The following is a 23,162-nucleotide window of genomic DNA, read 5'->3' on the forward strand; positions in this document are numbered from 1 at the left end:
ACCACACCGGAGGTCTTCGCCATGTTCAAGACCTACCGAGTGTCAACAACGCTCGTGATCAATACACCTAGGGGGTGCGGCGCCGATCGGAACACGCGAGGTCCCCAGGCCAAGGACCGCGAGACCGCGCGTCCGGCGGGGTCAGGCCCCTACGGCAGGTTGCGGGCCTTTCGGATCACGAAGCGGGGACCTCCGTCCTGAGTCCGGAAGGGACGATCGGAGTCGCTAACCTGGCGGCATGTCCATCCCTTGGCGGTCCAGCGCCGCAGCGTTCGAGCAGATACTGGGTCGGCACGGCGTCACTCCCGGCGCCTGCACCATGGAGGCGGCGTGGGCCGCCTTCGAGGAGTTCGTGCAGGTACCGGTCGAGGGAATCGAGGGTCCTGAGGACGACGGGGACGGCTTCATCGTCGAGTGGGGCGTTTGGGACTGGACCGGGAACCGGCCCGCGCTGTCTCTTGGACGGCTGCTGGCCGTCAACGAGGACGCTGATCGGCAGGACCCGTACTGGCAGCCCCAGTACTGGAAGGTGGAGCTCGAGGCATGCTTCGCCGAGGACCCCGCCTGGGCGGACCTGCACATCAGCGGTGGTGGAGACAGTGGCTTCGATCATGCTGCCATCGGCGAGCCCAGAGCTGATGCGCTCGCGGCCACACGCCGTTTCATCGACCAGCACCCGCTGCTCAGCGTGATGTGGCGGTCGGCTCCGATCGACATCGAAGTCACGATCGACCGGGCAGGGTAGCTGCACCTCCGAGTCATCCGTCTGACCAGATGAAGATGGCGGCCAGGTGGAGTCCGGCGAGGTGGAGGGTGACGGTCCTGTCGTAGCGGGCGGCCAGGGCGCGCCACTGTTCGAGTTTGTTGACGCACCACCCAACGGTGTTGCGCCGCTTGTAGGCGTCGCGGTCGAAGGCCGGCGGGCGGCCGCCGGAGAGGCCGCTTCCTGCACTCAGCCGACCGCCCGGAGCCCGTAGTACGCGGCCGCCGCCGCAAGGAGGCCGCCACCGGCGCCGGCTTCACCGTCAAGACCCGGGCCCGTTTCGGCTGCACCGCACCCGTCGGCAACACCGACGACGGCCGTGTCCAACCCGGTCGACTCCGATCCACGTCCAGTTCGCCACCCGGTAGGCGATCTCGCCCTCCAGGCGCGCCGGTCCGCCCCGCGAGGCGTACCTGCCGCCGCCCGATTTCCGCCTGGTCCCCGGAGACGGAAGAATCTGCCGAGCACATGGCGCACGCTGGAAGGACGTCAATTGACATCGGACATAAGCACGTTTACCACCCCTTCATCCGAGCGCCCGCTCTCCTCTGTACCCATCGACTGGGCGGCCGTCGAGCACTGGCTCGGACTGCGGCTGCCGGCTGACTACAAGCGGCTTGCCGATCGGTACGGGCCGCTGGACTTCGGTGCGTACGTGTGGATCCACGTGCCATGCGTCCAGCGGGACCGCTTCGACTACGGCGAGTGGCTGCGCACGACGCACCGGCAGGCGCGGATCGAGGCGCGGGAGCTGCCCGAGGCCGAGCGGCCTGTGCTCCACCCCGAGCCCGGCGGCCTGTTGGCCTGGGGCTGCACGCGGGGCAGCGACCTGTTGTTCTGGGACACCTCGGTCTCCGTCGACCCCGACAAGTGGACCGTGGTGGTACGGCACTCGGGGGCGGTGCCGGGCAGTGGCCTGCTCCGGTGGCACCGGTACGACCTGACGCTCACCGAGTACCTGCGGCACACCGTCCGGGACACCTGGGAGCTCCCTTCTCCTCCCGGCCCGCTGTTGGGCCCGCTGCCAGGCTCCGTCGCGCGGACCGCCTTCCTACCCGACGCCGAGGAGTGGATCCCACCGGCGCCGGTCCCGCCTCGGCTCACCGAGGCCGAGCGCCGAATCGCGCTGGAGACCGGCACCGGGCTGGACGGGCTGCGGCTGCTGTCGCCGCCACCCGAGCGGCCGTACCTCGGCAACGGCTCCTGGGAGGGGCTGTTCGCCGAGCTGGGCACACGGCTGCCCGGGGAGTACGTGCGGCTGATGGACAGGTACGGCGCCGGTATCTGGAGCGGGTGGCTGCGTTTCCACACCCCGCTCCGGACCGGCGAGCGGCGTTTCCTCACGCACGTCGAGGACACAGCGGACGCCTACGGGCAGCTCGAGGACGGCAACGCCACCTGGTACCCGCTGGCCATCTGGCCCGAGCCCGGTGGTTTCCTCCCGTTCGCCAACTCCATCGACGGCGACTACCTCGGCTGGCTCACCGAGGGCGGGGACCCGGACACCTGGCCGCTGATCGTCTGGCCCCGCCACGCGGACCAGGGACCGCCACTCGAAGGCGGCCTCATCGACACCCTCCTCGACTGGCAACGCGGCACGCTGGTCACGCATGGGTTCGCCGCCTTGGACGAGGACGACGACCCTGTCGAGTTCGCGGACTTCCGGCCCTGGGACGACCGCGCCTACTGGTGAGTCCTCGGCCGGCGATCGCCCGGTTGCCCCGTCCGGCCGAGCACGGTGCGGCCGCCGCCGCGCGACCATCCATGTGGTGCAGCACCTGGAGAGATGGCTGTGCGGTGATCGACCGAAGCTCGCTGAGAGGTAGGGCAGGAACAGCGCCGAGGACGCACCAAGTAGCGCCACCGGGGGCACCACCTGCGGACGGTGATGGGCCGGAGCGCGGGGGAGAGTCCCCGGGCCCCGGCCACGGGACGCGGTACGGCCGGGGCCGTCCTCGCGCAGGGGCGGGCCAGGCACGCCGCGCTCCGGCCTGCGGGTCAGGTCAGGCGCAGGTCGATCCAGGGGACGGTGTCGCCTTCGCGCAGCAGATAGCGTTCGAGTTCGATGAAGCCGTGCTGCTCGGCGAAGTGCAGTCCGTCCGGGTTGGAGGCCAGTACCACGGTCTCGATGACCTGGGCGTCCAGCGCACGGGCCTGGCCCAGGGCGCGCTCGTAGAGGCGGGTGCCGAGGCCGCGGCGGCGGTACTCGGGCAGGACGCGGGCGATGACCGTGGCGGTGGCACCGTTGTCGCCGGTGGGCGGGCGCACGGTGGTGCAGCCGACCAAGGTGTCGCCGAGATGGGCGACCTCCATACGGTTGCGGCCGGTGCGGGCACGGACGTCGTCGAGGGACAGCACGTCCCCGGGGATGATCAGGTTGTGGACGAACTGCCAGTCGTGGATCGAGGCGTCGTCGTCCACCGCTCGGATACGAAGATCGGTCATCGGCCCAGCACACCGGTGCGCGCTTCGGCGGGTCAACCGTGATTGCCGTGTGGGGAATTGCAGGTCAGGGCCGCGAACCGGTGAAGGCGAGATCGATCGCGTTCGGGCCGCTGGTGGTCGCCTTGAGCAGAAACGGTTCGCCCTTGGTGGCCACGAGGAACACCCCTTGCACCGTGTTGACCGTGACCGCCTCCTGGCCGTCGATCTCGGTCAGTGCGCCCTTCTCCGCGTCCGGAATGCTGTACATGTCCCGGAGCAGGCCGTCGCGGTCGCACAGGCTGGTCAACCCCTTCATGGAGGGGTCCGAGGCCTCCACGCGCATCCAGCGGCCCGACATCTCCTTGCGGGCCCGGCCCGCCTGTTCCTCGGGCACGTCCTGCGTCCAGGCGAGGACGAAGGCCTCGTCGCCGCGGAGGAAGGTGTGATCCCGGGTGCGGACCACTTCGATGTTGCCGCCGCTCCGGGCCGAGAGGGTGCCCTTGCATTCGCCGGTCCCGCTGATCGACAGGTTCACCTGCGTGGGTACGCCCTGGCTGGAGGAGGTCCCGCTGACGGTGAACGTGGACGCGCCGCGGAGCGCGGTCACGGAGTCGTTCAGCACTCGGGAGCCCGGCCGGCCGGGGAAGGGTTCGGACGGCAGGCAGCCGGTGAGCCCGAACGCCGCGGTACCGGTGAGGGCGACGGCGGCGATCAGGCGGTGAGCGGTGTGCACGGAGGCTCCCTTCGGTGGGGGAGCGGGTCGGAAGGAGAGTACGGGCGTCCGGACGGCGGCCCCAGAGCGGGTTGGACTGTCGATGCGCCCGCACCGGTCGCCGTACGACTCGTGCCGGGCCGCGCGCTGCGTCCGGCCTGCGGGCCGCAACCCTCCGCGGTTCGGGATCCGTCCCGGCGCCGGCCGTTTCGTGGGTACTGCACGGCGAGGGGCCGGCCGGATTCGAACCGGCGTCCTCCCCTCTTGCCAAGAGGGCGCGTCTACCTCTGCGCTACAGCTCCCCGCCGTGGTACTCGCACCCTATGCGTTCCCGCCAGGACCCGCGTAGCGGGTTTTCGAGCCTGCCGTCCGCAGCCGTGCAGCGAACGGCAGCGGCCGCATCCAGCACGACTACAGGCTGCCCGCCGTAGTGGCGCTGCCAGTCGGGCGGCCAGGCCGGATTCTGCGGAGTGATCTCAAGGCGCCCAATTCCCGAAGCCCTGAGGGCTCTCCCGCATGACCGCTCATTGCTCCGGGAAGGGCAGGGTGGCGTCCATCACCTGCAGCAACTTCCGAGCAGATGTCGCCTCATCCGGTCGGACGGAGGAGGCGACACCCTCGATGACTGACCGGCCTGCGTACACGGCTGTCCTTGCGGCTGCCTCCCAGCCAGGCTGCTGCCGGTAGCTCGCGTCGTGCTTGCGGTGCCGGGTCGCCTCAGCGGCGGAATGCCACTGGTCGGTACGGCAGATGCTTCCCAGCAGGACCAGCAACTCGGCCTTGCAAACCACGTGCGGGGACCCGGCCAGTTCGAGAAGGTACGGGACCGTAGGAGCTGTCGCCTCGCCGACGACGAACCCCAGCGCACAGATGGCATCGCCCAGGTCATCGATGGCGATGCGGGCAGTGTCCTCATCGCCATAGGCGATCCGGGACAGCAGAGGTGGAATACCGCCGGCGGCAGCCCCCGTCGCATCGCGCAGTTCTCCCCAGCGACCCCCGGAGACGTTCCCCAACAGACTTCCCACGCCCTGCTCCTCATCAGATCCTCGTGCCGGCTCCGGCGGTGCCTCGAGCATGGTGCGGCTATGGGCGAGGACCCGGCCAGGCGGAAGAACGTGCATCGATGATCCGCTGCGCGCTCATACGCGCCGCTGCCCCTGTGGACCACCTCGCCCCCCGACGGCGAGCGAGCAGTGGCCGCGGCTGCCTTGGTCGTCGCCCAGTACCTTGACGGCGAGCCGGCCGGTTCGCACTACGGCCCATCAGAGCCGCTACCGGAGCTGCCCGCAGACCTTCGAAGCAGCCGCCGCCCGCATCCGGACCGAGCCGGCGCCCGTCCTGGACCGGCCCGAGGCACGAACCGGCCTGCTGACCGTCTGCGCAGGTCGTTCATGCCCAGGACCTCGTCGACCCTTATGCCGAGCCGGCGCCCTGGCCGGTCTCGCTGCTGCGGGGGGATGCGCAAGGCGGTGGGGTGCGCGTCACCGGGAGGCTGCCGGCTGGTCATGGCGGTCGTGGGGGAGCCGTGCGAGGGTTACCGCGCGGAGCAGCCATTCGACCGGGGCGTACCGGCATCGCGCCATGAGCCATCTGCTGAGGGCGAGTTGACCGGCGTAGAGCAAGAGTGCGCCGAGTATGACGACGGCCGGGCTGAGGCGGTCGTACAGGGCCAGTCCGTAGCCGGTGAAGACGAGGGCCATGATCAGGGACTGGCTCAGGTAGTTCGTCAGCGCCATCCGGCCGGCGGGGGCGAAGACAGCTGCGATGCGCGCGCCGCGAGCGGTCTTCATGAGCAGGAGCATCCCGCAGATGTATGCGGCGGTGAGGGCGGGGGCCGTGACCGTTCCCACCACCGTGCCGAAGGTCGACCATCGCGGAGCGAGCGGGCCGCTGACGGCCATGGCCATGAAGAGGCTGCCGGGCAGGCCGACGGCGGCACCGAGCAGGAAGATGCGGCGCATCTGCGCGCGGTGGTTCCCCGTGTCGCAGAGCAGGCGCCGCTTGCCGCAGTACAGCCCGACCAGGAAGGCCGTCATGACGAAGCCGCTCATCAGCAACATGGCGAGAAGCTGGTCGGGCAGCTGGCCGATGTTGGCCCGCACGACGGACGATGCGTCGCCGCGGTAGTCGGCGATGAGCTCGGGCAAGCCTGCAGGGAGTTCGGCGTCCGCCTCAGCTGTTTCGGCACCCAGCATGAGCAGGGCGCCCAAGCCGAGAAGGAGGAGGAAGACGCTGAGGCATCCGTACAGGATTCGGGCGGCGCGGAGTGCCGCGCCGGGCGTGCAGTTGCGTGCCGCGATGAGGACCAGGCCGAGCACCGCGTACGTCGTGAGGATGTCGCCGGTGTACAGGAGCACGGCGTGCAGGCCGCCCAGGACGAACAGGCCGAGCGAGCGGCGCAGCTGCCGGGGAACGGTGCTCGCGCCGGCGCGTTCGGCGGAAGCCAGCTGGAGGGTGAAGCTGTAGCCGAAGAGGAACGAGAACATCAGGTAGAACTTGCCGACCGCGAAGGTCAGGACGACACCCTCGACGGTCCGGTCAAGTGCGGAGGCCCCCGGATCGGTGACGGCTCCGAGGCCGTACGGACCGGCCATGACCAGCGCGTTGACCAGGAGGATGCCCATGAGCGCGAAGCCGCGCAGGGCGTCCACCTCCGGTATTCGCGCCGGTCGGTCTCCTCGTGTGTGCGCTGCCGTGAGAGGCACTACTTCCCCTAGGTAGTCGTGGGCGTGGGGGCTCCTACCCTGCCGTACATGCGGGCAGCGTGGACGAGTGGCTCTCGGGCGGAAGTCGGCAGAGCTGACGGGAGGAGCACCGCACCTTGGTCCGGTGACGGTAGCCCATGTGAAACGCCGCGACGCTGAGGGGTACCCGTGGCCCGGCGGGGATCTGACCGCCCGCCGGATCCTCGCGTTCACCGACTCGATCGTGTTCGTGGTGCAGACGATGCGCCGGGTCCCGGTGTTGAAGCGGAGGAACGGCGTGAACTCCTCCCACGCGTTCTCCCAGAGCCGCACGATCGCCGGGTACTTCTTGCCCCAGGCGTCGGGGAACTCGGCGAACCACGAGGATGCGGTTCAGGGCGGTGGTGTCGGACCCAGACGTCGATGCGGTTTCAGGGCACGGCGGTCGGCCTGCGGGGTGCGCTGGGTATGCGCACCGCGCACCACGCCCGGCGTGCGTCGTCCTGGGACATGCGCGTGGCTCCTTGACCGGCGCGGTCGCCGCGCGCAGAGTCGGGATGCGGTGCCGTGGCAGCGCCCTCCGACCCTATTTCAGCCGCTCTCCCGCGCAAAAGCGGCAGACGGCCCTGACCTGCGGGAGTGGCTGCGCTGATGGTTCTCGACCTGGTCGTGATCGGTACGGCCATCACCCTGGGACCCCTGCACAACAGCGCCTTCATCCTGCTGCTCTCCTCACGGCGCGGCGTCCGCAAGGGCCTGGCGTTCCTGTTGTCGTGGCTCGCCAACCTGGTTGCGGTGATCGCGTGCGTGCTGCTGCTGACCGGGGGTGAGCCCCCGGCCCGCCACAGCACGCCGTCTACCGCCGCGGCGTGTGTGAAACTCGCCATCGGCCTGGGGCTGGTGCTGTACGGCGCACACCGGCACCGTCGGCCGCCCCGTCCGCACGGCCCTCCGCGCTGGACAGCCCGGGTGGACGGCGCCTCACTGGCCACGGCCGCCGGGCTGGCCTGGCTGCTGCAGCCTTGGGCGCTGGTCGGTGCCGGTGCCGCGACGGTCGTCGCCGCGGATCTTTCCTCCCTCACCGACTGGCTCGCACTGACCGGCTACTGCCTGCTGGCCACGTTCGGCCTCATCGTCATGGAGTTGTACACGGTCCGTGCACCGGCGGCCGCGGGCGCCAAGTTGAACGCCCTGCGGACCTGGCTCGAGCAGAACCAGGACCAGCTGATGGTCATGCTCTCCCTGCTCGTCGGCCTGTGGCTGACAGCTCGGGGCGTCTACGAGCTGGTCGCCTGATAGCACGTCTGGCCGCTTTGTCGCTGCCGACCGGGCGCGGGAAGCGAAGGCCGGTGGACCGCGACCAAGCTGCGTTCGGGCCTCGCGGTCGATGAGCTGGAGCAGGACCGGCTGCTCGACCTCGCGGCGGCCGCCTGGGGTGATGTCCGTCCGAGGGTGTGCCTGGGGGAGGGCAGGGATGAGCGGGCGGGTATCTGTAGGGGTTGGGTCGGCCGGACGCCGGCAGTCGAGGAGGTGGTGGCCGGTTGCGGTGCCTGCTCTGGAACCTGATTGGGGGCCCGCGCCCGGATACCAGGGCAATCCGAATCCCGCGGCGCAGTACGGGATGTGGGATTCGATCACCGCGTGGCTCGACCGCCGGCACACCGACGACGAGGCCTCCCTCGCGGGGCTCGTCGAGGTCCTGGGCGTCCCGGGCGACTGCGTCCGCGATCTCACCTGGTGTCCGCACCCGGTTGTCCGGTTCATGGTGTCACCCGCGTCCGAAGACGGCCCGGGTGCATCACGCCGGACGCGCTTCCTCCGGAAACGCGCCAGGCCAGGGGCCGCTCCCGCCGTGCGATGACACCGCCACCCATTGGGTCTTGCGGCCAGGAGGGAGAGGTCAGGCTCCCCCCGTTCTGGCCCCCCTCGGAGAGGAACCGGGCTGCGTCGGCCGGGCAAGCGGGCCGCAACCGGCCGCCCCGCGGGGGCGGTGGACGCCGTACCGCGTAGCGAGCTCCCGCGCCGGGTTGCTGCGCTCCTCGATGCCGATCCGGCCGTCACCGTCGCCGGCGTCTGCGGCGCGTTGGGCGTCGCGCCGGCCACGGCGCAGCGCGCCCTGTCCCGGTTGCGCGATGAGCGGATCGCCCTACTCCGTGAGGTGCGGCCGGCCCTGACTGACGACCAGGCCGCGGACAGGCTCGGATACCCGGCCACGGTCCGACGACGAGCCCGCGGCAACGCCGAGCCCCGCCCCTCACCTCGGGGTGTCATGACGGATGGTCGATCAGCCTCTTGGCCGGTTGCTTCCCCTGCCTGTGATCTGGGCTGTTGCATCGCGGCCCGGTCGTCATCTCGGCCACGGTGCTTTCACCTGTTGGGTGACGCACCCATCCGGCGTGGCACAGCTGGCAGGCTGTGTCCATGGATATGGAGGCGCTCAGCGCAGATGACTACGAGTCGGTGCACCGGGCAAGCCGAGCTTTGGCGGCGCGGTACGGGAACGTGACGCTCAACGCCATGATGGAGGCGTGGGAGGCGTTGGTGGAGGATACCGAAGAGGGGTTCGACACCGAACTCATCTGGGAGTACGCGGAGAGGCTTCGCTGCCGTCGCTGGCTTGCGGAGGCATGGCCCGGGTTCACCGACAGGATTCGGGCGGCACGGCAAGCGGAGCTCGACGCCCTGGACGCCCGCTTCCAACTGGCTACCGTGCCCCTGAACGGCCAGGCAGACGACGTGCGATGGCATTCCCGGCGACCGCGGCTGATCGAAGGCGACCCGTTGCCGGAACTGCCCGGATCCTGGGTCCTGTGACACGTCAGAGCTGATGTTCAGCCGCAGGTCAGACCTGCCGGAGAACGCCTATGAACTGGGAAACAGGGCTTGTTTAGGGTCCTGCCCGGTCCTGCCCACCCCAAAGAGAGGCGCTCTCTGCGAGAGTGAGGAAGCGTAGCGGGACGTACGCGCGTCTCCGTATCGAGAGCGGCGGTCACGGGGTGGTCTCCCAGGCCGGTGCGGTGCTGTTGGTCGAGACCGCCCGCATGAGTGGACCCGATACCGCTCCGGTTCCAACGGCTGCGCTTGGACGTGACCATGGAGGACGTTCCGCGGTTCGGGCGGGACCGTCCGCCGCCGCCGGTTGAGCCCCCGAACAACCTTCGCCCACCACAGGATTCCGACGACTCACCTATGCCGCGGAGCCGGCCGACTACCCGTAGGCCGTCCGAGGGAGTAGCGGGGGCCGCGGTGGCGGCCCCCGCTACCGTCTGCCCGGAGCCGGTCCGCACCCCCGCAAGGGGGATTTTCGCTCTCCCGTACGCGTAGGCGACTTGTGCGGTGGGTCCCCAACTCACCTCGGAATCACGCCTATTGGCATCAAATGAGATCTTTCGGTGCGATCGGGTGCGGCCCGATCGTCGGGCCGCTTCGGTGCGTTGATTGGGGTGTGGGTCGTGGTGCGTTCGGTGCGTGAGGTGTTCGGCGAGGGGCAGGCGGCGGGCCGGCCGCGGGTGCCGGCGTCGGCGGTCGGTCACCTGGTCCGTGCCAGGTTCCTCGTTTACCTAGGCGGTGAGGTCGAGCTTCCCGACGTTCACCCGGACCAGGTCGCCGCGCTCGCGCGCCGCCGGGACCTGCCCGCCCTGCTCGACCGGCACGTCCCCCTCGGCCCCGGCCAGGCCGCCCGCCGGCTCGGCGTTCGCAGGGTCGATTTCGGTGGAGGTGGACTACAAGTCCCACGGCGGCGTCACGGTCGTCCCGCTGTTGTCGGCGGTCGACGTGGCGCCGCTGCCGGTCGTCCGGCCGCGGGTGCACTGGCGGGCGGTGGCCACCGCCCGGACCGGGCGCCGTTCTCCGCTCGCGGCCCTCACCCGGTCGTCCCGGGTGAGGACCGGGTACTGCTGGCGGGGGTGGGGCGGATCGCCGGGGTGGGCCGGGCCGCGGCGGCGAACTGGCGCCGCCGGCACGACGACTTCCCGGCGCCCGGTGGGCGGTAGGGAGACGAGCCCGGAGCTCGACCGGGGCGCGGTCGTCGCCCGGTTCCTGGCCCACGACGAGATCGCCGAATGCGTATCTGGGGTCCCGGATAGGGGCGGAGACCTGAGTAGGGCGCGGCCGCGTCGGCGGCGCTGGCTCCTCGGCGGAGCCTGGGTGAGGGAGGGGGCCACATGGTTCGTCCACGGGTGGCTCTGTTCAGGAGGCGGGTGCCGGTGCCCTCCCGGCCCAGGTCTGTCGGGCTGTGCATTCCGGTTGGCGGGCAAGGCGACTGACCGATGAGAAGGCCGTATTGCCTATGTGAGGGGAGTGTCCGGGGCCGGGTGCTCGGCGCGTCTGGTTCAGCCCTGGAGGGTGGTGAGCCAGTCGGTCAGCAGGCGGTTGACCTCGTCGGGGCGTTCCTGCTGGATCCAGTGGCCGCAGCCTTCCAGCAGGTGGGAGGCGGACAGGGCGGGGAGGGTGGAGGGGTAGGCGTTGATGGCGTCGGCCATCCAGACGGTGGAGGCGTCCAGGGTGCCGCCGATGAAGAGGGAGGGCTGCTTGATCGGGGCTCCGCGGTGGGGGGCGAGGTCCTCCCAGTCACGGTCCATGTTGCGGTAGCGGTTGAGGGCGCCGGTCAGGCCGGTGCGCTCGAACTCGGCGGCGTAGACACCGAGGTCGTCCTCGCTCAGCCAGGCGGGGAGCTTGCCTGTGGGGAAGCGGTCGCGCAGCCGGCCGCCGTGGGCGACGAAGTGCGGGTCGGGCTCACCCCGGGCGGGCATGGTGTCGGCGGACAGCGCCGCATAGAAGCCGGCGAGCCAGCCGCGGACGTCGGGCTCGATCTCCGCCTCGGCGCGGCCGGGCTCCTGGAAGTAGGAGACGTAGAACTCCTGCTCAGGGCCGCCGATCTGGCCGAAGACGTCGGTGGGCCGGGGGCCGCCCGGCGGGGCGTAGGGGACGCTCAGCAGGCCGACGGCCTGGAAGACCTCCGGGTGGAGCAGGGCGGAGGAGGCGGCGATGTTGGATCCCCAGTCGTGGCCGACGATCACCGCGCTCTCCTCGCCGAGGGCTCGCACCGCGGCGACGTTGTCCTCCACCAGGTCGAGCATCCGGTAGGCGTCGGTCGCGGCGGGTTTGGAGGAGCGGCCGTAGCCGCGCACGTCGATCGCCGCCACCCGGTAGCCGGCGGCGGCGAGGGCCGGGAGCTGGCGGCGCCAGGAGTACCAGGACTCGGGGAAGCCGTGCACGAGCAGGACCAGCGGGCCGGTGCCCTGCTCGACCAGGTGCAGGCGCCCGGCCGGGGTCTCGATGGTGCGGTGGTGGAGCTCGGCCGTCGGCTCGGGCTGCATGGGCTTCTCCTCGGTTCGCGGGCGGCGGCGGGTACCCGTCGATCATGCGGCGCGGCGGCCGCCCGACGCGAGCAGCGTTGCCATTCTGGCAAGCTCGCAGGACAGGAGGGTGGAGCAGTGCGGCTGAAAGGAGCGGGAACGGTGACAGGCGATGACCCGGACGGCACGCCGGCGGCGATGGGGCCCAGGCTGCGAGCCGCGCGCGAGCAGCGCGGCGCGACGCTCGCCGGTATCAGCTGTGCGACCGGCATCTCACCGAGCACGCTGTCGCGGATCGAGACCGGCCGACGCAATCCCACCCTGGAGGTGGTGCTGCAACTGTCGAAGGAGTACGGCGTCTCCCTCGACGAGCTTGCCGGTACCGCACCCGCCCCGGTGGCCGAGCACCGCACCTCGGCGCCGCTGAGCTTCGGCGACGACAAGGCGGTGCTGCCGCTCACCCGGTACGTCGGCGGTTTGCACGCCCACAAGCACGTACTGCCCGCCGTCGAGGCTCCGCCCGCGCGGCCCCGGCAGGTCTCCCACGAGGGCTACGAGTGGCTGTGCGTTCTGTGCGGGCGGCTGTGGCTCGCGCTGGGCAACCAGGATCTTGTCCTGGTCGCCGGGGACGTCGCCGAGTTCGACACCCGTACCCCGCACGGGGTGGCGAACGCCGGCCCCGGCGGGCCGGTCGAATACCTGATCTTGTTCGGGCCGCAGGGCGAACGCCTGCGGCCGCGGACCAAGCCGGCCCCCCGGTAGCACACAGACCCCGTGACCGATCCAGACCCGGTGCCGCGGAGCATCGCGCAGCGGCCCGCAGGCGACCAGGCATCGTCGGCAGCCCATGCCCCGACCGTTGATCACCGGACGGTAGTCCGGACCCACGTGTTCCGTGTTTCCTCAAGCGCCTGCGAGGGACCGCAGTGTTGCGGTCCTGGGTACTCAAGGGAGGAACGTCACCGCCGGGAAGGCTGGGGACGGCCCGTCGAGCAGGTGCCCCCGACGGTGGCGTAGGTGCTCGTCGAAGAACGCGAGCGGGTACGCCTGCTGGATCCTCACCGCCTGATCGGGATCGAGGGTGCCGATCACGTCCTGGAGCTGCTGCCCGCTCCATCCGAACAGCTTCGCCACCTGCGGGAACAGCGCCTCGTTGTCACCGTACGAGACATGGACGGCGCCTTGGGCCTGGATGTTCAGCCGCCGGCCCCGCAGGTGCGACCAGAATGCGGCGGCCTCGGGATCCGTGGCCCGGGTGAATACGGCGGACATCATCATGAACGGACGGTCCAGGTCGCCGGCGAGCGGCGGGTTCATCTGCATCGGGGCGTCGAGGCTCAACCCGGCCCGGATGCGCTCGTCCGCGAGCGTGGCGCAGGCGGTGGCGGTCCCACCCTTCGACCAGCCGAACGCGCCCATGCGCCCCGGGTCGAGGGAGCCGAGCAGTCCAGCAGGTAGCTTCCTCTGGGCGACGTCCGGATTGCACCCGGCGGCGAGCTGCTCGACGCAGTCGAGGACGAAGCGCAGGTCAGCGGCGAAGTCTCCGGGCAGCGTCGGCGCCTGCCTGCCACGGAATGGGACGGCGACCCGACCGTCGGGGAACTCGGTGTACGTGTCGTACTGGTGAGCCACCGTCACAACCGCGTATCCGTGGCTGGCGAGCTCCTGGACCATGACGGTGTGGTCGCCCTGGTGGCTGTGCGCACCGTGCGAGAACACGACGACGGGCAGCCGTCGGCCCGACCGACGGACCGGAGCGCCCACGTGGCCGGCCGTGAGCGGCCCCAGGGAGGCCAGAGCACTTAACCCCGTGTCGGCAAGGAACGCCTGAAGTGCGCCGGCCGGCATCCAGGGTGCCACCGGGTACCGCTCGACATCCCGGGCGGGGTACCAGACGGTGGCCATCAGCTCGCGGAAGTGCCCGGGGCCCGCGATGTCGTCCGGACGCGACCGGTCGACGAGGTGCAGCTGGACCGTGCCCACCGGGTGCGGCCCGGTCGGCACGGGCAGCATGAGCCGCGTCGATGCGGGGGCGCTCGGGTCCGCCCACGCGGGGCCGGCGACGGCGGCAAGAGGAACGGTGGCCCCGGCAGCCAGCGCGGCTCCCAGCATGTGGCGGCGCGTCAGCCCCTTCCGGCTGATGAACGGCGTGGTGGTCATGGTCCCCTCCAGTGGTGACGGATCGTCAATCGTGCCGCGTCGGCCAGTCCGTGGGCACAGGGGAACGCTGTCACGTGCCCCTCACGCGCATCATCGGCCCGCCGATTGATCACGCGCGCGAGCGTCGGCCCACGGGTTTACGCTCTGGGGCCGATGCGGTGAGCGGTGTCATCCGGTTGCGAGGCCAGAATGAGAACGCGCGGTGTGTCGGTGGATTGGGACGGGTGGGCGGTGGACTTCGGGGACGCGCACGTGGGCGCGGCGGGCGGGTGTACTGGTCTGCGGGAGCGAGCCGGGCCCGGTGTACTTCGATGGGGGAGCGGTCCCTCACGTGCCGTCGACCACGCACTGGTCGGCCTACGACGGCCGGCACGGCCGCCCGCGCGCGGAGGCGGTGCGGGCCCGTGCGTGCGTGCGGATGGCGCGGCGCCGCGGAGAACCCAGTGGACTGGGACGCTGTCGGTGACCGGCCGCTGTGCGAGGCGGACGTGGATCTTTCGGGACCGCTCTCGGACTGGACCGCGCACCTGTCCCGTCGTCCGAGATGCCGCCGTGCCGCTGCCCGAACGGCTCGCCGTGCTCCTGGTCGAGATGGCGGAGCAGCTGACCGCCACCTTCGCGGACGCGCCGTTGGCCGCGCTGTTCGCCGCGGGTGTGCTGGAGCGGATCGCCGCCCGGGTGAGCCGCGAGACCGCCGGCGTCATCCGTGACGACGGCATGTCCGCCGAAGCGGTGGCCACCGCGCTCGGCACGACCCGCTCCAAGGCCCTGGTCCTGCTCCTGACCGCGCAGGACGGGTAATGCCACGCACCACGGCGGCCTTGTCGGCTTTTCGGTTTCCGCCTACGGCTTCTCCAAGGGCTGGCGCACCGAGCTGGAGCGGGCGGATGTCTTCCACGTCATGGCCACCACCCGGCACGACACCGTCGTCACCCGCTGGGCCATGGACCACCCCGTCCACGACCTGTTCCCCGCCCTGCCCCGGCAGAAGTGGAAGCGCCGTTCCTGCGGCAGCGGCGCCCAAGGCCCGAGGGTCTACGACTGGGCCAGGGTTGAGGTCCGTCCCTGGCACCGCGAGGACCGCCGGCACTGGGTGATCGCCCGCCGAAGTGTCCGCCGGCCCGAGGAGATCTCCTCTACATCGCCTACTGCCCGGCCGAAACCACACTCGACGAGCTGATCCGCATCGCGGGAAGCCGGTGGGCGGTCGAGGAATGCTTCCAGACCGCGAAGCAGGAGTGCGGCCTGGACGACTACCAGGTCCGCCGCTACGACGGCTGGCACCGCCACATGACCCTGGCCATGGCCACCCACGCCTGCCTCACCGTCCTGCGGGCCCGCGAACTCGACACCGGGAAAGCAGAAACGGATCCTCCCAGCTCATACCCCTCACCCTGCCCGAACTCCGACGTCTGATCAGTCGGCTTGCCAGCCCCGCGCGAGCATCGACCACGTCCTGCACTGGTCACACTGGCGACGGCGACGACAGTTCCAGGCCCGCATCAGCCACTACAAACGACGCGGTCACACACCACCAGAAGCCAACAAACCGTCACGGCAAAGACCGTTGCAGTACTAGCCCTTCCTGCCCGCCTTGATGATGTGGTCGATCAGGGCCTGCAGCAGCTTGGCCTCGTTGCGGGTGCGCTCGGCCTCCGCGCGCTTGCCGAGCTGGTCCAGGAGACGTTCTCGACGATGTGCATGCAGCCCCCACGTCCCCTCGTCGAATGGACAGATGTGGACAGCGCGTCCGGATCCGGTGCCCGCGATGCGACCGTCTCGTCTTTTTCACTCTTGGGTGGTGTTTTGCCTGTGAGGGGGTGGGGGAGTAACGCGTTGCTGCCAGGCTGCGGTGTTCGCGGGCTGGGGCGGATCGGGAAGGCGTGTCATGGCTCAGGGGACTGTGAAGTGGTTCAACGCGGAGAAGGGGTTCGGGTTCATTGCGCCGGATGACGGTACTCCGGACGTGTTCGTGCATTTCTCCGAGATCGATGCGTCCGGGTTCCGGTCGCTCGAGGAGAACCAGCGGGTGGAGTTCACCACCGGCCAGGGCCCCAAGGGTCCCCAGGCGCAGCAGGTCCGCCCCATCTGATCTCTTCTCGCCCGACCGCCACCGCGGAACCCGACCCTGGCCCGTAGATGTCCGATCTGCAAGAACTCCTTCAGCGGATCGGGCAGGTGGCCGCCATCAGCTGCTCTCTCCGAAGGGCGGCACGACGGCGGTTCACCCGCGTTCGATGGACGGCTTGAAAACGATACGGCCAAACGGGGCATCTCCCGGGTCGCGCGCGTGGGTAGTGCCGCCCGGCCGCTTCGGTGAGCTGCCGGCGGCCGGGGCAAGTGCGTTGGCACGTGATCAAGTTCCGATTCCGCAGGGCGGCGGCGGGGGTCGCGTCCGGAGGGGTTGCGGGCCGACCTTGAGCGGTCGCTTCCAGTTGACCTAGGAGATTGCCCCCGCACCGGGGGCCTCAGGGCCGGCGTCCGGCCCAGGCCACGAGCCGGTCGATGGCCGGGGCCTCGGGATCCACGGCCACCACTTCTTCGAAGGGGATTCGCCCGCCACGGGTTTCGGCCGGCAGCGCGCGACGTACGACGCCGATCACACGCTCGATGAGAGCCGGGTCCCAGTCCGGGTCCTGTCCGGTCGCCCTGGCCAGGTCCCAGGTGTGCACCGTGAGTTCGTGGGTGTAGACGGCCGCGGCCGCCGCGCCCGGCAGGACGCCCATCGGCAGGCGCAGCTGCCGGCCGAGGATACCCGGATCCGCCCACACCTCCGCGACCTCGCGGGCGCCCGGCACCCAGGCCTCCGCCCATGCGCCGTCGGCGATCTCGTCGGCGAAGGACGGGACGCTGAACGGGTCCTCGCCGCGCCCGATCACCGAGATCCGGCGGACGACCGCGACGAGGTGGCTCGACAGTCGCCGTACATCGAACTCCTCGCAGGGGGTCGGGGCGTCGTACTGTTCGGGCCGGACGGCGGCCAGTGTTCGGCCCGCCAGCTCGACGGCCGCGGCCAGGTCGGTCCGCGGATCGAAGGGGGAGGGGGCGGCGACGGTACCGGTGGAGTCGGACGGGGTCTCGATGAGCTGCTCGGTCTTGTTCATGGGCTCATCCTGTAGGTAAAAGTGGCCACCTTCTGGCCTGTTTTCCGAAGAGAATTGAGAGGCGACGACGCGGCACCCACGAAGACGCGGCACCCACGAAGGAGGAAAAGGGCACATGAGAGCCGACCGGCTGGTGGCGACCCTGCTCTTCCTCCAAGAACGCGGCCGCGTCACCGTCCCCGAAGTGGCCGCCGAACTTGAGGTGTCCGAGCGCACCGCGCGCCGAGATCTGGAGGCCTTGGCCACGGCCGGCATCCCCGTCTACTCGCAGCGCGGCCGCGGCGGCGGCTGGTCCCTCGTCGGCGGGGCCCGTACCGACCTCACCGGACTGACCGCCGAAGAGACCCGGGCGCTCTTCCTCATCGCCGGCCCCCTGTCGGCCACCCCCGAACTGCGCACCACCCTGCGCAAGCTGGTCCGGGCCCTGCCGCCGAGCATGCGGGCGCAGGCCCAAGCCGCGACTCGCGCGGGGGTCGTGGACGCCACGGACTGGTCCCGCAACGCCGTCACCGCCGATGCAGCCCACCGCTCCGCGCTCCAGGGAGCCGTCGTGGACGGGATCCGCGTCCGCCTCGGGTACGCGGGCGTCGGCAAACCAGTCGGCGAACGTACCGTCGACCCCCTCGGGCTCGTGGCCAAGGCAGGGGTGGACTACCTGGTCGCCGGTACGGACAAGGGCCTGCGCACCTTCCGGCTCAGCCGGGTCACCTCCGTCGAGCCGACCGGCGAACCGGCGCTCCGGCCGCCCGACTTCGACCTCGCCACGGCCTGGCGGACGCTGTCCGGAGCCTTCCAGGACGGCATGTACGCGGTGACCGCCCGGGCCCGCGTCCACCCCGACACGCTGGCTCTGCTGCAACGGTTCCTCGGCGGCCGTGTGCGCGTCGGCGGTCCGCTGCCCGATGGCTGGACCGAGGTGTGGGTCGACGGCCCGGCCGCCAAGGCCCTGGCAGGACATCTGGCCGGGCTGGGAGCGGGGGTCGAGGTACTGGAGCCGCCGGAGGTACGACAGTGGCTGGCCCGGATCGCCGCCGAACTCACGGGGATGTACTCGGGGGAGGACGAACCGCACGCACCCCACGGCCAGTAGCCGATTTCGAACCGCGTTCGGGGCGTGAGTTCTTGTCCCTTGCCGGGTGTGACCGGACAGGTCAGATTGCGAACTCGCGCCACTCGAAGCAGCAGGCCAGAATGCTTCTGGACACGACTGTCTGCGAGTCACCGGACACTGAGTCCTGCGAGGGGGAGCCCTCGGCCCGCCCGGCCGGGCACAAAGTGCCAGGCCGCACGGATCCGCCGTCTCGCAGCCCAATGGTCGGGGCGGCCCCGTGCCCTCGCCCGATCGGTTCACCGAACATGCCGAGCGGAACCTCAGCCGCATGGGCCAGAGCGGCGGGCGTGCCGCTGAGGAGGCCAGTTCAACCCACACAGGCTTCGAGGGTCCGGTGCCTACATTGCAACTTCGGGTAGACCAGGCCGACTTCGATCGGCATGGGCTTCCCACCCTTCCCGTCCACCACCGTCTGGCAGCTGTGGCCGGATATGCCGAGCATCGGGACGAGGACGACCTTTGGAATGTTGCTGCAGCGCACGAGGTCGGGCCCGCTGTAGTCGTTGTAGACCTGGTTGGCGGCACCGTCGAGAGTAAGGATGCCCTTGCGGGGTTCAGCGCTCCACTGGACCGGCCTTCCGTGCGCGTCCGACGCTGGGCCCACGATGACGTCCCACTCGACCTCCAGGCCCTCGAACGTGCTCACGCACACTGCCTCGGCGCCGTCCTTCAATACGAGGTCGGCAGGGCACCTGGCGGTGGTCTCCCCGTCGGTGTTGGCCATGTCGATCGTCTTCCCTCGCAAGCCGGAGGCAACGACCTCGTGGAAGACATCCCCGGGCTGCGCCCACGGCATCGGCAGGTCGGACGGCTGCCGGACCGGATCGGCGACGGCCTGGGGCAGTTCCGGGAAGGAGTAGTCCTGCGCGCTGTCGTCCTTCGATCCGGCCCCGCAGGCCGTGAGGAACAGGCCCAGACCCCCTATCGCCGCAATGATTCTCTTCGTACGCATGCCTGAACCCTAGTCGGACGCTCCCCCACGCTCGGTGGTCCTGCGGCGGCCGCCGGGGGCCTGGCCTGCACTTCAGGCAAGCGTCCGCCCCCTGCTCCCCGAGCCGACGGCCTGCCCGGCCCTGTGCGGTGCCCGGGATGCGGGCCAGGCCGCACGGGTCCAACCTCCTCGAACGCTCCGGTCAGCAGATTCGGTGTCCGTTCGCAGAGCGTGCTGTCCGGTCACAATGCTGTGGCTGGACAGTGTTGTTTGCGAGCCGTGAGGCTATGTGCCAGTTCGAGAGCTGGATCGGCCGGGATGATTTGCGACGAAGGGCCGCGACATCTTGCGAGTCGCAACCACCGGCGGCCATCGGGTGATGGCCTGATCAGTAGAGATCAGCGTTGGGTGCCGGCGTCGAGCAGATGCTTGCGAAGCGGAGCCGAGCAGCGTGTCAGGTCGGGTGATGTCCAGAGGCGGCCCCAACGCGGGTGGGCCGGGTCCAGGGTGTGGGCGATCAGCTCGGTGAGGTGATCGGTGAGGTCTTGGTCCGGTAGACGCAGGCAGTAGGTGGCCATGGCCAGGACGGCTGAGGCTGCCGGTGCGGGCCGGGGCAGGACTCTCCAGGACGTGTCGAGTCGGGGTGGCCCTTTGGTCTGCGGGCGGGCCATCCGGGCGGGGCGCGGGATGCGTACGGCATGGCGCCCCAGGGGCGCGGCGCCCGGCGACGCATGCTGAGGATCCCCGCCCTGCAGGAGAGGCCTGTGAGTGATCCCAGACCGCGAGTGACCGCCACGAAGCCGCCGTCCGCCACAGCGGCCGAGGGCATTCCCGCCCCTGGGGTCATCGGCATCGGACTCGCCGCGGTGCTGACGTTCGCGCTGGCCCAGGGCTCGTGGCAGTGGTTCGCCACGTTCATCGGGGTGACGCTGCTCGCGGTGATGCTCGCCTTCCAACGACGGGCGGAGTGGAGCCCTGACATCCGCTCGCCGTACCTACGCAGCCTGATCGCGTACTCGCTGGTCGTCGGGCTGTGCGTGGCGATCGCCCTCGCCCCCCTGCTGCAACGCCGGGCCTGGCTGTTCCCTATGCCGGGTACGCGCGCCGACTGCGTGCTGGTGGGCAGGTACCAGGCTCTCCAGGTGGAGGCCGCGCTCGGGAACCTGGCCGCCGGTGACGGCGCGGCCGTGGCATTCGTGCAACAGGACCAGGCGCGCAAGGCGGTTGCCGAGTGCCTGGCGGCCACGACGACCCTGTGGCTGCCGGTGTACGGAGTGGGAGTGGCGGTACTGGTCGGCGTGTGTGCGTGGTTCCGCGACCGGGCCCGCGCCCGGTCGGTCACCGTCGGCTAGCCGGAGCCGGAGCCGGAGCCGGAGCCGGAGCCGGAGCCGGGACCGTGGCGGCCGGTCCCGAACGGGGTCCGACCGATGCGTACGGCTCACGTCGAGAGGGATGAGGGGTTCACCCATGTGCACGCGGATCTTGTGGAACACCAACAACCACGCCGTTCTCGCCGGCCGGACGATGGACTGGCCGGAATCGACCGAGCCGGTCCTGACCGTGTTCCCCCGGGGGATCGAGCGCGACGGCGGCACACTGGCGGGCGCCACCGTCGTCGGCGACAACCCGCTGCTGTGGACGAGCCGCTTGGGCAGCATCGTGACCACCGTCTACGGCGCCGGCACCGCCGACGGCCTCAACGAAGCAGGCCTCGCAGCCCACATGCTGTACCTGGACAGCACCGACCTCGGCCCCCGCGACCCCAGCAGGCCGGGCCTCCAGATCGCCCTGTGGATCCAGTACTTGTTGGACGGCGCCCACACGGTGCAGGAAGCCTTGGACCTGCTCGACACCTGCCAGTTGGTGCCGGTCGAGATGCGGGGCTTCCGGGCCTCCGTGCACGTGGCCTTGGAGGACGCGTCGGGGGACTCCGCGATCGTCGAGTACATCGAGGGCCAACGGCAGGTGCACCATGACCGCAGCTACACGATCATGACGAACGAACCCTCCTACGAGGAACAGCTCCGCCTGCTGCGGGAAAAGGTGCGCGCCGTGCAGGGGCTCGGCCACGACCGGCCGAGCAGCGAAGTACCCCTGCCCGGGAACGTGAACGCGGTCGACCGCTTCCAGCGCGCCGCCTACTTCAGCTCACTGCTGCCCGAGCCTGCCGACGACCGGCAGGCGGTCGCCGGCATCCTGGCCGTCACCCGCAACGCCTCGGTGCCCTTCGGCGCGCCGTACCGCGAGGGGAGGTTCCACACCTACAACACCGAGTACCGCACGGTCTGCGACCTCACCAGCAAGCGCTACTTCTTCGAACTCGCCACCAGCCCGAACCTCCTGTGGGCCGAGATCGACCGCTTCGACCTGTCGCCCGGCGCGCCGGTCATGACACTGGATCCCGAGGGGATCGACCTCGTCGGGGACGTCTCGGACCGGTTCACGCGCGCCCCCGCGCCGTTCTGACCGCTCGGTCTCTGCGGGCCGGGCCGGCCGAGCCACCCGAAGCCATTGACAGAAGTTGAACGCAGGCCGAGGCTGAGAGCGCTCTCAATCATCAACTCATGGGCGTGGGAGCGCCGCGCACCTCCCCCCACTTCCAGGTGTCCCCACAGGAGGCAGTTCGTGTTCCGCTTATCGAAAGTGCTTGCGTCCGGGCTCTCGGCGCTGGTTGTCGCCGCCGGCCTGATGACGTTCAGCCCATCTGCGGCAGAGGCCGTACCGGCGACCATCCCGCTCACGATCAAGAACAACTCGGGACGCAGCGAGCCGGTATACGTGTACAACCTGGGAACGCAGCTGACAACCGGCCGGCAGGGCTGGGCCGACGCCGACGGCGCGTTCCACCCGTGGCCCGTGGGAGGTAATCCCCCCACCCCCGCGCCCGACGCATCCATCGCGGGTCCGGCCAACGGCCAGGCCAGGACCATCCGCATACCCAAGTTCTCCGGACGCGTCTACTTCTCCATCGGTCAGAAGATCGTCTTCAAGCTCAGCACCGGCGGCCTGGTGCAGCCCGCCGTGCAGAACCCCTCCGACCCCAACCGCAACATCCTGTTCAACTGGTCCGAGTACACGCTCAACGACGCCGGCCTGTGGATCAACAGCACCCAGGTCGACATGTTCTCGGCCCCGTACGCGGTGGGCGTGAAGGCGGCCAACGGCACGGTCACGAACACGGGCCGGCTCAAGCCGGGCGGCTACAACGCCGTCTTCGGTCAGCTGCGTTCGGCCGGCTGGGGCGGACTGATCCAGAACCGCCCCGACGGCACGCCACTGCGCGCGCTCTCACCCGGTCACGGCATCGAGGCGGGCGGAATCCCGGCCGGCGTCATGAACGACTACATCAACCGGGTCTGGAACAAGTACAGCTCCTCCACGCTCACCGTGACGCCCTTCGTCGACCGACCCGACACCAAGTACTACGGCCGTGTCTCGGGCAACGTCATGAACTTCACCAACGGATCGGGAGCGGTGGTCACCAGCTTCCAGAAGCCGGACTCCGACAGCGTCTTCGGCTGCTACAAGCTCCTGGACGCACCCAACGACCTCGTCCGCGGCCCGATCTCCCGCACCCTGTGCGCGGGCTTCAACCGGTCGACGCTCTTGACCAACGCATCCCAACCCGACGCGAACGGTGCCAACTTCTACCGTGACGCCGTCACCAACCACTACTCCCGCATCATCCACGGACAGATGGCCGACGGTAAGGCGTACGGCTTCGCCTTCGACGACGTGGGCGCCCATGAGGCGCTGGTCCACGACGGCAACCCGCAAGAGGCCTTCATGACGCTGGAACCGTTCAACTAGGGCCGCCCGGGTATCCGCCCGTTCCGGCATGGCCGGGGCACGGAACCGGCCTACGAGCCGACCTTCGAACCGGCGACGGCGAGCCCGACGCCGGAGATCGGTATTGGCCTCACCTCACGCAGGCCGGTACAGCCGCGGCTACGGCTGGACGCCGGTGACACCC

The 23,162-nt window shown here is 70.3% G+C and carries 20 protein-coding genes, 1 tRNA gene and 3 pseudogenes; 13 read left to right on the plus strand and 11 right to left on the minus strand.

The window, feature by feature from the left end:
* The first annotated feature begins 238 nt into the window (after positions 1-238).
* The 3 genes and pseudogenes from AB8A24_RS27180 to AB8A24_RS27190 all read left to right on the plus strand — a co-directional run bounded on the left by AB8A24_RS27180 (position 239) and on the right by AB8A24_RS27190 (position 2,456).
* On the plus strand, positions 239-745 hold the full coding sequence (locus AB8A24_RS27180; protein WP_328965304.1) for a hypothetical protein: 507 nt from the start codon (positions 239-241) through the stop codon (positions 743-745).
* 216 nt (positions 746-961) lie between these two features.
* Positions 962-1,090: pseudogene (locus AB8A24_RS27185) on the plus strand (XRE family transcriptional regulator); the annotation flags it as partial.
* A gap of 166 nt (positions 1,091-1,256) precedes the next feature.
* Positions 1,257-2,456 (plus strand): SMI1/KNR4 family protein, encoded by a 1,200-nt coding sequence (locus tag AB8A24_RS27190; RefSeq protein WP_369477851.1) that lies wholly within the window; start codon positions 1,257-1,259, stop codon positions 2,454-2,456.
* A 305-nt stretch (positions 2,457-2,761) separates the two neighbouring features.
* On the opposite strand, the gene AB8A24_RS27195 is transcribed toward AB8A24_RS27190, so the two are convergent.
* The 6 genes and pseudogenes from AB8A24_RS27195 to AB8A24_RS27220 form a co-directional block, all read right to left on the minus strand.
* Positions 2,762-3,208: a GNAT family N-acetyltransferase gene (locus AB8A24_RS27195; protein ID WP_328965306.1), complete on the minus strand. Its 447-nt coding sequence runs from the start codon at positions 3,206-3,208 to the stop codon at positions 2,762-2,764.
* Between the two features lie 64 nt (positions 3,209-3,272).
* Positions 3,273-3,920 (minus strand): hypothetical protein, encoded by a 648-nt coding sequence (locus AB8A24_RS27200; RefSeq protein WP_328965307.1) that lies wholly within the window; start codon positions 3,918-3,920, stop codon positions 3,273-3,275.
* Between the two features lie 207 nt (positions 3,921-4,127).
* Positions 4,128-4,202, minus strand: a tRNA-Ala gene (locus AB8A24_RS27205).
* 221 nt (positions 4,203-4,423) lie between these two features.
* Positions 4,424-4,927, minus strand: coding sequence for a hypothetical protein (locus AB8A24_RS27210; RefSeq protein WP_369477852.1), 504 nt, complete (start codon positions 4,925-4,927; stop codon positions 4,424-4,426).
* Between the two features lie 456 nt (positions 4,928-5,383).
* A complete protein-coding gene (locus AB8A24_RS27215; protein WP_369477853.1) occupies positions 5,384-6,553 on the minus strand; it encodes a DUF418 domain-containing protein in 1,170 nt (389 codons plus the stop codon).
* Between the two features lie 222 nt (positions 6,554-6,775).
* Positions 6,776-6,964 (minus strand): annotated as a pseudogene (locus tag AB8A24_RS27220) (transposase); the annotation flags it as partial.
* A 273-nt stretch (positions 6,965-7,237) separates the two neighbouring features.
* Between AB8A24_RS27220 and AB8A24_RS27225 the strand changes: the two are divergent.
* Positions 7,238-7,882, plus strand: a complete 645-nt coding sequence (locus AB8A24_RS27225) for a GAP family protein (protein WP_369477854.1) — start codon at positions 7,238-7,240, stop codon at positions 7,880-7,882.
* Positions 7,883-9,007: 1,125 nt separating this feature from the next.
* Positions 9,008-9,400 carry a hypothetical protein gene (locus AB8A24_RS27230; protein WP_328965312.1) on the plus strand — a complete coding sequence of 131 codons (393 nt, stop codon included), beginning with the start codon at positions 9,008-9,010 and terminating at the stop codon, positions 9,398-9,400.
* 1,517 nt (positions 9,401-10,917) lie between these two features.
* On the opposite strand, the gene AB8A24_RS27235 is transcribed toward AB8A24_RS27230, so the two are convergent.
* Complete coding sequence (locus AB8A24_RS27235) at positions 10,918-11,904, minus strand: alpha/beta hydrolase (RefSeq protein WP_369477855.1); 987 nt, start codon at positions 11,902-11,904, stop codon at positions 10,918-10,920.
* Between the two features lie 141 nt (positions 11,905-12,045).
* On the opposite strand from AB8A24_RS27235, the gene AB8A24_RS27240 reads away from it, so the two are divergent.
* Entirely contained in the window at positions 12,046-12,645 is a 600-nt protein-coding gene (locus tag AB8A24_RS27240; protein WP_369477856.1) for a helix-turn-helix domain-containing protein, read from the plus strand.
* 183 nt (positions 12,646-12,828) lie between these two features.
* Here the strand turns inward: AB8A24_RS27240 and AB8A24_RS27245 are convergent, their stop codons facing one another.
* Entirely contained in the window at positions 12,829-14,043 is a 1,215-nt protein-coding gene (locus AB8A24_RS27245) for an alpha/beta hydrolase family protein (RefSeq protein WP_369477857.1), read from the minus strand.
* Positions 14,044-14,595: 552 nt separating this feature from the next.
* Between AB8A24_RS27245 and AB8A24_RS27250 the strand changes: the two genes are divergently transcribed.
* The 3 genes and pseudogenes from AB8A24_RS27250 to AB8A24_RS27260 all read left to right on the plus strand — a co-directional run bounded on the left by AB8A24_RS27250 (position 14,596) and on the right by AB8A24_RS27260 (position 16,135).
* Positions 14,596-14,844 (plus strand): hypothetical protein, encoded by a 249-nt coding sequence (locus AB8A24_RS27250; RefSeq protein ID WP_369477858.1) that lies wholly within the window; start codon positions 14,596-14,598, stop codon positions 14,842-14,844.
* Between the two features lie 37 nt (positions 14,845-14,881).
* Positions 14,882-15,459: pseudogene (locus AB8A24_RS27255) on the plus strand (transposase); the annotation flags it as partial.
* Positions 15,460-15,931: 472 nt separating this feature from the next.
* Positions 15,932-16,135 (plus strand): cold-shock protein, encoded by a 204-nt coding sequence (locus AB8A24_RS27260; protein WP_314247744.1) that lies wholly within the window; start codon positions 15,932-15,934, stop codon positions 16,133-16,135.
* Between the two features lie 376 nt (positions 16,136-16,511).
* On the opposite strand, the gene AB8A24_RS27265 is transcribed toward AB8A24_RS27260, so the two are convergent.
* Positions 16,512-17,147: a TIGR03086 family metal-binding protein gene (locus AB8A24_RS27265; protein ID WP_328965317.1), complete on the minus strand. Its 636-nt coding sequence runs from the start codon at positions 17,145-17,147 to the stop codon at positions 16,512-16,514.
* Positions 17,148-17,262: 115 nt separating this feature from the next.
* Between AB8A24_RS27265 and AB8A24_RS27270 the strand changes: the two genes are divergently transcribed.
* Complete coding sequence (locus AB8A24_RS27270) at positions 17,263-18,237, plus strand: helix-turn-helix transcriptional regulator (RefSeq protein WP_369477859.1); 975 nt, start codon at positions 17,263-17,265, stop codon at positions 18,235-18,237.
* Between the two features lie 328 nt (positions 18,238-18,565).
* On the opposite strand, the gene AB8A24_RS27275 is transcribed toward AB8A24_RS27270, so the two are convergent.
* A complete protein-coding gene (locus AB8A24_RS27275; protein WP_369477860.1) occupies positions 18,566-19,210 on the minus strand; it encodes a hypothetical protein in 645 nt (214 codons plus the stop codon).
* A 377-nt stretch (positions 19,211-19,587) separates the two neighbouring features.
* The gene (locus tag AB8A24_RS27280) at positions 19,588-19,767 is read right to left on the minus strand and encodes a hypothetical protein (protein WP_328965320.1); all 180 of its coding nucleotides are present in this window, start codon (positions 19,765-19,767) and stop codon (positions 19,588-19,590) included.
* Positions 19,768-19,953: 186 nt separating this feature from the next.
* Here AB8A24_RS27280 and AB8A24_RS27285 point away from each other — a divergent pair, with 186 nt between their 5' ends.
* The 3 genes from AB8A24_RS27285 to AB8A24_RS27295 all read left to right on the plus strand — a co-directional run bounded on the left by AB8A24_RS27285 (position 19,954) and on the right by AB8A24_RS27295 (position 22,999).
* Complete coding sequence (locus AB8A24_RS27285; protein ID WP_369477861.1) at positions 19,954-20,541, plus strand: hypothetical protein; 588 nt, start codon at positions 19,954-19,956, stop codon at positions 20,539-20,541.
* Positions 20,542-20,656: 115 nt separating this feature from the next.
* Entirely contained in the window at positions 20,657-21,655 is a 999-nt protein-coding gene (locus AB8A24_RS27290) for a linear amide C-N hydrolase (RefSeq protein WP_328965322.1), read from the plus strand.
* 201 nt (positions 21,656-21,856) lie between these two features.
* Positions 21,857-22,999: a glycoside hydrolase family 64 protein gene (locus AB8A24_RS27295; RefSeq protein WP_369477887.1), complete on the plus strand. Its 1,143-nt coding sequence runs from the start codon at positions 21,857-21,859 to the stop codon at positions 22,997-22,999.
* Positions 23,000-23,162: the final 163 nt, after the last annotated feature.

The sequence above is a fragment of the Streptomyces sp. BF23-19 genome (genome assembly GCF_041106355.1).
GTDB classification, from domain to species: Bacteria; Actinomycetota; Actinomycetes; order Streptomycetales; family Streptomycetaceae; genus Streptomyces; species Streptomyces virginiae_A.